Source organism: Mycobacterium sp. E1715, from assembly GCF_001667625.1.
Classification (GTDB): Bacteria; Actinomycetota; Actinomycetes; order Mycobacteriales; family Mycobacteriaceae; genus Mycobacterium.
Map to the genome: position 1 here is coordinate 1 of NZ_LZJJ01000041.1, position 9150 is coordinate 9150.

A 9150-nucleotide genomic window follows, 5' to 3' on the forward strand; every position below is an offset into this window, starting at 1 on the left:
GACATACTCACCTTCCCGTACCAGCCCCCGTGGGACTCACACTAGACCGGGCCGCCCCTCGCCTTGGCCGGAAACCTTCCCTAGCACCGCGCGTGGTGACACGATGCAAATCATGACCAAGCATGTGCGCGGGCTCTCGATCCTGTTCGCCGTCGCCGTCGCGGCGACCCCGGGCGTGGCGCACGCCCTCCCCCAGATGCCCCAGGCCCGTTACGAGGTGACCGGTACCGGCGTCGCGCAGTACATCTCGTACCAGACCGACAACGGACAGCTGCACCAGGTGAATGCGCCGCTGCCGTGGTCGACTGAATTCACCGCCTTCGGGGGCCAGGTGTTCGTGGTCAGCGCGCAGGGGGTCGGCCCCATCCGCTGCCGGATCCTGCTCGACGGCAACGTCGTCGCCGACGCGCAGTCGGCCGCCGGCCGGACCGTGTGCACCCACTAACGGAGGTCCTGTGAGTCTGAAGACGGGTATCGCGACGCGAACCAACGGGGCGCCTCCGCCGGAGGTCCCGCTCTCCGACATCCACCTGGATTCGCTCGACTTCTGGGGTCTGGACGACGACTTCCGCGACGGCGCGTTCGCCACGTTGCGCCGCGAGGCCCCGCTGTCGTTCTGGCCCGCGATCGAGATGGAGGGATTCGTGGCGGGCGAGGGTTATTGGTCGCTCAGCCGCCACGACGACGTGCACTTCGCCAGCCGTCACCCGGAGATCTTCAGCAGCACCCCCAACATCACGGTCAACGACAACGCGCCGGAGATCGCCGAGTACTTCGGGTCGATGATCGTGCTCGACGATCCTCGGCACCAAAGGCTGCGCTCGATCGTCAGCCGCGCGTTCACCCCGAAGGTGGTGGCGCGCATCGAGGCGTCGGTGCGCGAGCGCGCCCGCCGGCTGGTCGCGTCGCTGATCGCCAACCACCCCGACGGCGAGGCCGATCTGGTCACCGAGCTCGCGGGGCCGCTGCCGCTGCAGATCATCTGCGACATGATGGGCATCCCCGAGGACGACCATCAGCGAATCTTCCACTGGACCAACGTGATTCTCGGGTTCGGTGACCCCGACCTGACGACCGACTTCGACGAGTTCCTGAAGATCTCGATGGACATCGGCGCGTACGCGACCGCGCTCGCCGAGGACCGCCGCGTCAATCATCACGACGACCTGACCACGAGCCTGGTCGAGGCCGAGGTCGACGGTGAACGGCTGTCGTCGGCGGAGATCGCGTCGTTCTTCATCCTGCTGGTGGTGGCCGGCAACGAGACGACGCGCAACGCGATCAGCCACGGCGTGCTGGCGCTGTCCCGCTACCCCGACGAACGGGACAAGTGGTGGGCCAACTTCGACCGGCTGGCGCCGACCGCCGTCGAGGAGATCGTGCGGTGGGCCTCGCCGGTGGTCTACATGCGGCGGACCCTGACCCGTGATTTCAAGCTCAGCGGCACCAAGCTGGCCGAGGGAGACAAGGCCGTGCTGTGGTACAACTCGGCCAACCGCGACGAATCGAAGTTCGCCAATCCCTGGCAGTTCGACGTGGCGCGCTCCCCCAACCCGCATTTCGGATTCGGTGGCGGCGGGGCGCATTTCTGCCTGGGCGCCAACCTCGCCCGCCGCGAGATCCGGGTCGTCTTCGACGAATTGCGCCGCGAGATACCCGACATCGTCGCGACCGACGAGCCCGCGCGGCTGCTGTCGCAGTTCATCCACGGCATCAAGGCCCTGCCGGTCGCCTGGACCCCGCCCCGGTAGCGCTCAGTCCGGCTCCGCGAGCAGACACAAACTCGCACTGAGCGCCGCAAAATTGTGCGAGTTTGTGTCTGCTCGACCAGGTTTATCGTTACCTGCATGACGATTCCCGAGTTTCCTAACCCGGAGGTGCTGGCCGCCCGCGAGAAGCTCGTGCTCGACCATTTCCACGACGAGGTCCGCCAGGACTGGGACGACGTGTTGGCGACGTTCCCGCATCCGCGCTACGAGCTGATCCCGCAGATGATCGTGCACGACGGCGACAGGGCGGTGCGCGACTACTACACCTACACGCGCACCGCCTTTCCCGACCAGGACCACGAGATCATCGCGCTGCGCCACAGCGCCGACGCGGTGATCGTCGAGTTCTGGTTGATGGGCACCCATCGCGGTTACCTGGGCAAGGTCCCGCCCACCGGCAGCCGGTTCCGGGTCCGGATGACCGCCTACTTCGTCTTCGACGACACCGAAACCCTTGTCTGCGAACGTATTTACTTCGACACGCTGACCATGATCAAACAGCTGCTCGGCGGGCTGGACATGAAGAAGCCAGCGAACTGGCTGCTGGCCGCGCGCTGCGCGCGCGGCTTCCTGTCGATGTCGTCGGAAAAGCCCGACCCGGCGCTCACGGGTGCCTAGACTCTCTGCATGCGTGGCCTTTACGCGTTGGGCGGCCTGACCGTCGCGGCGATGCTGGCCGCCTGCCCCGGCGCCGCGGCCGCCCCCACCACCTCGCACACCGTGAAGTGGATCGACCTGCAGGTCGGCGACTGCGTGGCCGACCTCCCGCCGATCGACCTGAGCCGGGTGACCGTCACCGCCGTCGACTGCGCCACACCACATTTGGCCGAGGTGTACCTGCGCGGTCCCTTGGCCGTCGACAAAGCCGTCGCCATCGTCGCCAACAAGGACTGCAACGACGGATTCGCCCCGTACACCGGGCGATCCGTCGACGGCAGCCCGTTCTCGATCACGTTTCTCATCGACTCCAACCAGGACCGGACCGGCGCGGACCCCACGCCCAGCACCGTCATCTGCCTGCTGCAGTCCGCCACCGGGCAACCCCTGACCGGGTCGGCGCGCCGCTGATCAGCGGCCGAGTTGTGCCGCCAGGTCCAAGAAGTCGGACGCGTTGACGTCGAACTCGTCGGAATAGGCCACGTCGGCCTCGCCGTCGGCCCCGAACTCCATCGGGCGCGCGACGAAGGCGGTCCGGAATCCGAGTGCGGCCGCGGCGCGGATGTCGTATTTGTGGCTGGCCACCATCATGATCTCGGCGGTTTCGAGGCCGAGGTAGGTCGCGGCCATCCGATAGATGGCCGGGTCGGGCTTGAACACCCCGGCCATCTCCGCGGCGAAGACCGCATCCCACGGCAGGCCCGCCCGTTTGGAGATCTCGACGACGGCCGACACGTCGGCGTTGGACAGGGTGGCCAGCGTGTACCCGGCTTTCAAGCGCGTCAGCCCGGGCACCACGTCCGGCCAGGGTTTCAGCCGCCGCCAGGCCTGCGTCAGCTCGTCCCTTTCGGCCGCTGTGAACGCGATGCCACGCTCGTCCAGGATGGCGTCGAGCGACCGCCGATACACCGAGTGCACCGACACCCACCCGCTCTGACGGGACCGCGCCGCCTCCAGCGTCGTGAAGTAGCCTGCGCGCCAACGCCTTACCACCTCGGGCCAGTCCGCTTCCGGGTGCCGCCCGGCGCTTATCCGCCGCGCCTCGTCGCAGACGGTCGAATGAAAGTCCGTCGCCGTGCCTTGCACGTCGAACAGCAGAGCCTTGACCACAGGCTTCATCATGCAACGATGTGCGTCGTGGCCGACACCGACTGCGCCGACGAGCTAGAGCCCGACTACCGGTTCACCTTCGCCAACGAGCGGACCTTCCTGGCCTGGCAGCGCACCGCGCTGGGGTTGCTCGCCGCGGCGGTCGCGCTCGTCCAGCTGGTCCCCGAGCTCGCCGTCCCGGGCGCCCGCCGGGTGCTGGCGGTGGGGCTCGCGGTGCTCGCGATCCTCACCAGCGGGATGGGCCTGCTGCGCTGGCGGCAGGCGGATGACGCGATGCGCCACGGGCGGCCGCTGCCCCGGCATCCCTCGCCGACCTACCTCGCGATCGGGCTCACGCTGGTCGCGATCGTGGCGCTCGGACTGGTGATCGCCAAGGCGGTGATGCATTGACCGACGCGCCGGGTGGCCCGGTGGAGCGGACGATCCTGGCCTGGACGCGGACCTCGTTCGCGTTTCTGGGCAACGGCGCCCTGCTGATGATCAGGAATCTGCACGGCCCGGTCGGGCCCGCCGCCTTCATCCCGGCCGGCCTCGCCGGCGCGGTGGCGTTGGCAACGTTCGTGATCGCCGTTCGGCGCCAGCGGGTTCTGCAGCAGCGCCCCATTCCGCCGCGCGTCACGCCGCGGCGGCAGGTCTACATCGTCGGGGTCGCCGTCTTGCTGCTCGTCGCCGTGACGACGGTCGCCCAGCTGATCTAGCAGCGTGTTTCGTCGTCAACGGGGTCGACGTCATCCGCGCGATCTTCGGCTACGAATCACCAGCGTGGACAGGTCCGGGCACCCCGCCGCCCTGCTGCGGCATCGGGTTGCCGCAGCAGGGCGACAAACTCGATCCTTCGGCGGCGCGCCGGGCGCTAGGCTACCGATCGATGACCGGACCGCCCACGCCCAGCAAGGACCTGGACGCGCTGCTGCACCAGGTCGCGCGCGGCGACCGCGACGCCTTCGCCGCGGTCTACGACCTCACAAAGAGTCGGGTGTACGGCATGGTCATGCGGGTGCTGCGCGATTCCGGCTACAGCGAGGAGACCACCCAGGAGGTCTACTGCGAGGTGTGGCGGACGGCGCCGGACTACGACTCCAGCAGGGGGTCGGCTCTGTCCTGGCTGCTGACCATCGCGCACCGGCGGGCCGTCGACCGGGTGCGGTCCGAGGAGGCTTCCGGCAGGCGGGATTCCCGCTACGCCGCGGCCAGCGCCGACCCCGCCAGTGATGTGGTCGCCGAATCGGCGATCGCCGGCGACGAGCGCCGCCGCGTCGCCGAATGCCTGGGCGCGTTGACCGACACGCAGCGGGAGTGTATCCAGTTGGCGTACTACGACGGACTCACCTACAGCCAAGTGTCGGACCGGCTGGCGGCGAATCTGTCGACGGTCAAGTCGCGCATGCGCGACGCGCTGCGTGCCTTGCGTAACTGCCTGGAAGTGCCATGACGGAACCGAACGAATTCGAATTGCTCGAGCTGGCAACGCCGTACGCGTTGGACGCCGTGTCCGACGAGGAGCGGGCCGACATCGAGCGGCGGCTGGCGGCCGCGCCAAGGTCGGTGGCGGCGGCCTTCGACGACGAGGTTCGTGCCGTCCGCGAGACGCTGGCGGTCATCTCGGCGACGACGGCCGTCGAACCACCGGCGCACCTGCGGGCCGCGACGCTGGCGGCGATACCCGCACGCGACGAACGCAGATACGGTTGGCGCGCCGCCCTTTTGGGGGCCGCGGCGGCAGCGGTGGTGGTCGGGGCCGCCGCATTCGGCATCGGCATAATGCTGCGTCCGCATCCACCGTCCACGATCGCCGAGCAGGTGTTCGCGGCCCCGGACGTGCGCACCGTGTCGGGCCCGCTCGGCAATGGCACTGCGACCGTTGTCTTTTCCCACGACCGCAACGCCGGCGTGCTGGTGATGAACAACGTCCCGCCGCCGAAGCCCGGGACCGTCTACCAGATGTGGCTGCTGAGCGACAAGGGGCCGACGTCGGCCGGGACGATGGGCACCGCCGCGGTGGCGCCGTCGACCACCGCGACGCTCCCCAACCTGGGGTCGTCCACCAGCCTGGCGTTCACCGTCGAACCGGGCACCGGGTCCCCACGGCCGACGGGGACGTTCCTGGCCGCGCTGCCCCTCGGCTGAGCGGCGCACGACTCCCGGAAAATCGCGGCCCGTCCGCGGCGTCGGCACAACCACTTTCGACCACCCGCCCACTCTTCCGGACGGACGATCCGTCGCCATTGCCATCGGCGGCCCGCCGACGTCACATCAGATCGTCTCCGGCGATCGCCTGCAATCAGAACCCTCGAGGTCACCCCGACCAAGGGCTGCAGGTGTATTCGTTCACCTACGGCTAGAAACTTCTGCCCCGGCACCCATCCGAAGGTGTTCGGGCTCCGAATCGCTGTCAAATGTCGGACCAACCAAAGGAGTCAAAGGCGATGAAGGCACACAGGACGTCGGTGGCGGCGAAGGGGTTCGCGGTGGCGGCGATGCTGGGTCTGGGTGTGGTGACCGCTCCCACCGCGGCAGCGGCCGATTTGGTGGGCCCCGGGTGCTCTGATTACGCGGCAGCCAACCCCAGCGGCCCGGCGTCGGTGGAAGGAATGTCGCAGGTTCCGGTGGCGGTGGCGGCGTCCAACAACCCCGCGTTGACCACCCTGACCTCCGCGCTGTCGGGCAAGCTGAACCCGAATGTCAACCTGGTCGAGACGCTGAACAATGGGCAGTACACGGTCTTCGCTCCGACCGACGCCGCGTTCGGCAAGCTGCCGGCGCAGACGATCGACCAACTGAAGACGGATTCCAGGTTGCTGACCAGCATCCTGACCTATCACGTGGTGCCCGGCCAGCTGAGTCCGGCCAAGGTCGCCGGCTCGCACAAGACCGTTCAGGGCGCCAACGTCACGGTGACCGGCCAGGGCAACGGCCTGCGGGTCAACAACGCGGGCCTGGTCTGCGGCGGCGTACCGACCGCCAACGCGACGGTGTACATGATCGACACGGTGCTGCTGCCGCCGGCGTAACAGCGCACTCGGTCCCGCTCGCCACACCGGCCTCCCCGGGAAGTTAAGCGGTCTTGCAGCCGGCCGCTTGCGCCCGGCCAGAGGCTGGTGTGGCGATGCGCTAGCGGTCCACGGTGAGACGATCGGTCAGCGGTCGCTGACCTGTACGGCGGCCGAGAGCTCTACGTGCGAGTAGGCGACCGAATGCGCGGGCGCGTCCATGTTGCCCAACACGAACGCAAGGGGCGCCGCCAAGCAGGCGCACCAACGGCACAGTGTTTCCATTGGGCCACACCGCCTTTCGCATCGGTTGGGGACGGATCGCGCCTTGTTCGGTTACCCCGCCGACTGCGGGGGCAAACGGAGATTCGCCGAAAAGCTGGCGCCCCGCCCGCCTCACCCGTCACCGGAAAGCAGACGGACGCCGAACTGCCCGCCTCACAGCGACAACCGCGCCTACCCCGGCGTTGTCGCTACGAGGCGGGCAAACACCCGCCCGCTTCCGCCGTCGGGGCGGCCGGGGCTGGTGTGGCGGGTGTGGCGTTAGGCGATGACGTAGTCGCTGAGCGGGAATGTCGCGGCTTCCCGCACCGAGTTCAACGTCGAGGTCGGTCGCAGCAGCGAGGCCTCGCCGCTGGGGCTGAAGTAGTACGAACGCGACGTCGCGCAGTTCCCGGCGTAGAACACCGTGTTGTCCAGCCGCTTGGTCATCCGCTCCGTGAATCGGTCGTTGGCCTCTTCGGTCACCTCGAAGGTCGTCGCACCGCGGCGCTTGACCTCGCCGAGCAGCCGGTCCATGTGCCGCATCTGGTATTCGATGGTGTGGAAGAAGGACAGCCCGGAGAAGGCGAACGGGCTGGCCAGGCTCAGGTAGTTCGGGAAGTAGGGCATCGAGAGGCCCTGGTAGGCCTGGAAGCGGGTCTCTCGCCACCACTTGCCCAGGTTGCGGCCCTTGCGGCCGACCACCTCGATGGCCGGGAAGTTGGCCTCCCACAGGTCGAAACCGGTCGCCAGGACCAGGGTGTCGATGACGGTCTTGCGCCCGTCGACGGTGACGATGCCGTCCGACTCGATCCGTGCGATCGAGTCGGTCTCCAGGTGCACGTTCGGCTTGGTGAACGCGCGGTAGAAGCCGTTGGAAAAGGTTGGCCGCTTGCAGCCGAGGTCGTAGTCCGGCGTCAGCCTGGCGCGCAGTTTCTTGTCCCGGATCCACCGGAATCGGTTGATCTTGGCCAGGTCGGATGCAGAGATGTTCCCCCGACCGCGGGACTCCCGGAAGTGCAGCGCTCCGACGACCATGATGATTTCGAGGAGGATGTCGGTCACCCACCGCAGCGTCCGCTGCGCCACCGGCACCCGGGCGAACAGGCCGCGCACCGCGGGGGGAAACTCAAAGTCGAACTTGGGCAGCACATGCGTCGCGGTGCGCTGGTACACGGTCAATTCCCCAGCCTGTTCGGCCAACTCCGGGATCACCTGCACTGCGGACGCGCCGGTCCCGATGACCGCGATCCGGCGCCCCTCGTATCGAAAGTCGTGGTCCCACGCGGTCGTGTGGACCACCTTGCCCTCGAAGCTCGCGATCCCCGCGATGTCCGGCATGCGCGGCTGCGACAGGAAGCCCGTCGCGGTGATCAGGAAGCGGCTGGACAACGTTTCGCCACCCGCCAGCGTCACCCGCCAGACCTCGGCGTCCTCATCCCACTGGGCGCCTTCCACGGTCGTGTTGAACCGCATGTGACGGCGTACGTCGTACTTGTCGGCGACGTCCGCGGCGTACTGCTTGACCTCGGCGCCCGGCGCGAACAGCCGCGACCACGTCGGGTTCGGCTCAAACCAGTAGGAGTAGGTGGTCGACGGGATGTCGACGGCGATCCCCGGGTAGTGGTTGACGTGCCAGGTGCCGCCCAGGTCATCCTCGCGGTCGAGGATGACGAAGTTGTCATACCCGAGACGCTTGAGCTGGATCGCAGCACCGATGCCGCCAAAGCCGGCGCCGACGATGACGGCGTCCAAACGGTCCGTGTTCACAACCTCGCTCCGTGCTTCCCCGCCCCGCGCTTACTGAGAAAGAATTGTCATTACCCTTACGTAACTCTAATAAAGGAAGCCAGACGACGCACCCGTGTTTGCCAGCATGTGACCTTGCTGACATCGCAACCGGACCTCCCGGGGCGGTCGCGCCGAACGACCGCCCCGCCCCCAAAGCCTCTGTCCCCGAGCCAAATCTGCGGTGTTACCGGTAGCCGAACCGGCCGGCCGTCCCTTGCAGCCGGCCCAGTAACGCGACGTCATCGCGCCGCGCGCGCACAATGGATTCGTTTGGTGCGTCGACACGCGCCGCTCATCCGGCGCGACGCGCCGTACCTCGGTATACAGGAAACGGCGAGATATTTTTTACGATAGGGACAGTTTTGGGAGGCGTTCGTATGGGCATCAGCGGCGGCATGATCGCACGTCACTTCATCCGTTCCCTTGCTCCGGCAGTGGTTGCGGCGTCGGGTCTCGGCGCGTCGGTCCTCGCCGGGTCCGTGATCCCCACCGCGTCCGCGCAGTGTCCGGACGTGCAGGTGGTGTTCGCCCGCGGCACCGGTGAAGCCCCCGGAGTCGGGCCCACCGGCCAG

General features: G+C 67.9%; 11 protein-coding genes and 1 pseudogene. 10 read left to right on the plus strand and 2 right to left on the minus strand.

What is annotated here, in order from left to right; all coding sequences use genetic code 11:
- The first annotated feature begins 112 nt into the window (after window positions 1-112).
- The 4 genes from A9X03_RS02440 to A9X03_RS02455 all read left to right on the plus strand — a co-directional run bounded on the left by A9X03_RS02440 (window position 113) and on the right by A9X03_RS02455 (window position 2837).
- A complete protein-coding gene (locus A9X03_RS02440; RefSeq protein WP_197695996.1) occupies window positions 113-445 on the plus strand; it encodes an MmpS family transport accessory protein in 333 nt (110 codons plus the stop codon).
- Between the two features lie 10 nt (window positions 446-455).
- Window positions 456-1751: a cytochrome P450 gene (locus tag A9X03_RS02445; protein WP_067749624.1), complete on the plus strand. Its 1296-nt coding sequence runs from the start codon at window positions 456-458 to the stop codon at window positions 1749-1751.
- Between the two features lie 96 nt (window positions 1752-1847).
- Entirely contained in the window at window positions 1848-2387 is a 540-nt protein-coding gene (locus A9X03_RS02450; protein ID WP_067783982.1) for an ester cyclase, read from the plus strand.
- 51 nt (window positions 2388-2438) lie between these two features.
- Window positions 2439-2837, plus strand: a complete 399-nt coding sequence (locus A9X03_RS02455; RefSeq protein ID WP_231975329.1) for a hypothetical protein — start codon at window positions 2439-2441, stop codon at window positions 2835-2837.
- On the opposite strand, the gene A9X03_RS02460 is transcribed toward A9X03_RS02455, so the two are convergent.
- Complete coding sequence (locus tag A9X03_RS02460; protein WP_082974406.1) at window positions 2838-3548, minus strand: haloacid dehalogenase type II; 711 nt, start codon at window positions 3546-3548, stop codon at window positions 2838-2840.
- Between the two features lie 6 nt (window positions 3549-3554).
- On the opposite strand from A9X03_RS02460, the gene A9X03_RS02465 reads away from it, so the two are divergent.
- The 5 genes from A9X03_RS02465 (at window position 3555) to A9X03_RS02485 (ending at window position 6547) form a co-directional block, all read left to right on the plus strand.
- A complete protein-coding gene (locus A9X03_RS02465; protein ID WP_067785509.1) occupies window positions 3555-3926 on the plus strand; it encodes a YidH family protein in 372 nt (123 codons plus the stop codon).
- A complete protein-coding gene (locus tag A9X03_RS02470; protein WP_067785512.1) occupies window positions 3923-4234 on the plus strand; it encodes a DUF202 domain-containing protein in 312 nt (103 codons plus the stop codon). The genes A9X03_RS02465 and A9X03_RS02470 overlap by 4 nt, the downstream gene beginning before the upstream one ends.
- Window positions 4235-4404: 170 nt before the next feature.
- Window positions 4405-4968, plus strand: a complete 564-nt coding sequence (locus A9X03_RS02475; RefSeq protein ID WP_067749618.1) for a sigma-70 family RNA polymerase sigma factor — start codon at window positions 4405-4407, stop codon at window positions 4966-4968.
- The gene (locus A9X03_RS02480) at window positions 4965-5663 is read left to right on the plus strand and encodes an anti-sigma factor domain-containing protein (RefSeq protein WP_068259502.1); all 699 of its coding nucleotides are present in this window, start codon (window positions 4965-4967) and stop codon (window positions 5661-5663) included. The genes A9X03_RS02475 and A9X03_RS02480 overlap by 4 nt, the downstream gene beginning before the upstream one ends.
- Window positions 5664-6013: 350 nt before the next feature.
- On the plus strand, window positions 6014-6547 hold the full coding sequence (locus tag A9X03_RS02485; RefSeq protein WP_231975330.1) for a fasciclin domain-containing protein: 534 nt from the start codon (window positions 6014-6016) through the stop codon (window positions 6545-6547).
- Window positions 6548-7069: 522 nt separating this feature from the next.
- Here the strand turns inward: A9X03_RS02485 and A9X03_RS02490 are convergent.
- Window positions 7070-8557, minus strand: a complete 1488-nt coding sequence (locus tag A9X03_RS02490; RefSeq protein ID WP_068259504.1) for an NAD(P)/FAD-dependent oxidoreductase — start codon at window positions 8555-8557, stop codon at window positions 7070-7072.
- 398 nt (window positions 8558-8955) lie between these two features.
- Here A9X03_RS02490 and A9X03_RS02495 point away from each other — a divergent pair.
- Window positions 8956-9150, plus strand: a pseudogene (locus A9X03_RS02495) (cutinase family protein); the annotation flags it as partial.

Excerpts from the sequence above, each read along its gene's own strand:
- A9X03_RS02440 (WP_197695996.1), top strand. The coding sequence starts at position 113 with ATGACCAAGCATGTGCGCGGGCTCTCGATCCTGTTCGCCGTCGCCGTC.
- A9X03_RS02450 (WP_067783982.1), top strand. The coding sequence starts at position 1,848 with ATGACGATTCCCGAGTTTCCTAACCCGGAGGTGCTGGCCGCCCGCGAG.
- A9X03_RS02455 (WP_231975329.1), top strand. The coding sequence starts at position 2,439 with ATGCTGGCCGCCTGCCCCGGCGCCGCGGCCGCCCCCACCACCTCGCAC.
- A9X03_RS02460 (WP_082974406.1), bottom strand. The coding sequence starts at position 3,548 with ATGATGAAGCCTGTGGTCAAGGCTCTGCTGTTCGACGTGCAAGGCACG.
- A9X03_RS02465 (WP_067785509.1), top strand. The coding sequence starts at position 3,555 with ATGTGCGTCGTGGCCGACACCGACTGCGCCGACGAGCTAGAGCCCGAC.
- A9X03_RS02475 (WP_067749618.1), top strand. The coding sequence starts at position 4,405 with ATGACCGGACCGCCCACGCCCAGCAAGGACCTGGACGCGCTGCTGCAC.
- A9X03_RS02480 (WP_068259502.1), top strand. The coding sequence starts at position 4,965 with ATGACGGAACCGAACGAATTCGAATTGCTCGAGCTGGCAACGCCGTAC.
- A9X03_RS02485 (WP_231975330.1), top strand. The coding sequence starts at position 6,014 with ATGCTGGGTCTGGGTGTGGTGACCGCTCCCACCGCGGCAGCGGCCGAT.